At 60.8% G+C, this 475-nt stretch carries 1 protein-coding gene and 1 pseudogene; both read right to left on the bottom strand.

What is annotated here, in order from left to right; all coding sequences use genetic code 11:
* Nucleotides 1-256: LLM class flavin-dependent oxidoreductase (locus tag KVS69_RS18770; RefSeq protein WP_217539488.1), on the bottom strand; the 256-nt coding region annotated here is incomplete at its 3' end.
* A gap of 23 nt (nt 257-279) precedes the next feature.
* Nucleotides 280-475, bottom strand: a pseudogene (locus KVS69_RS18765) (hypothetical protein); the annotation flags it as partial.

Here is a 475-nt window from a genome sequence, read left to right as displayed (position 1 = left end):
CGAGCGTCGGCGAGGTAAAGCCCGGACGGTGCGCGATCATCAGCTTGAGGCGCTCGGTGACCTGGGCCACGCGCTGGCCGATTAGAATGCTGTCCGCCGAGTTGGAATGGAAGGCGACCAGCGCCCGGTCGAAGCCGACATATTCATGCAGTTTCGCGGCGGTTTCGATGTGATCGATATCCAAGGCCGGCCCGGTTCGCCGCATCGCCTCGGATGAGTTGAAGTGGCCGACATATCCGATGAACTCTACGCTCATGATTTTATTCCCTTGATGTCCTGTTATGCGGCCGTCGCGGCCGAGGAAGCCGAAGCGCGGTCGCGTTCCGCGACCAGCGACCTGACCCTCGGCAGCAGCTCGCGGCCATATTGAATGGCATCGACCAGCGGATCGAAGCCTCGAACGAGGAAGGTCTGAACACCAAGCTCGTAATAGCCGAGAATGGCATCCGCGACCTGATCAGGCGTCCCGACCAAA

The sequence above is a fragment of the Stenotrophomonas sp. GbtcB23 genome, from assembly GCF_019091045.1.
Classification (GTDB): Bacteria; Pseudomonadota; Gammaproteobacteria; order Xanthomonadales; family Xanthomonadaceae; genus Stenotrophomonas; species Stenotrophomonas rhizophila_A.
The sequence above is the reverse complement of the archived record's forward strand: the minus strand, read 5'-3'. Positions and strand labels throughout refer to the sequence as shown.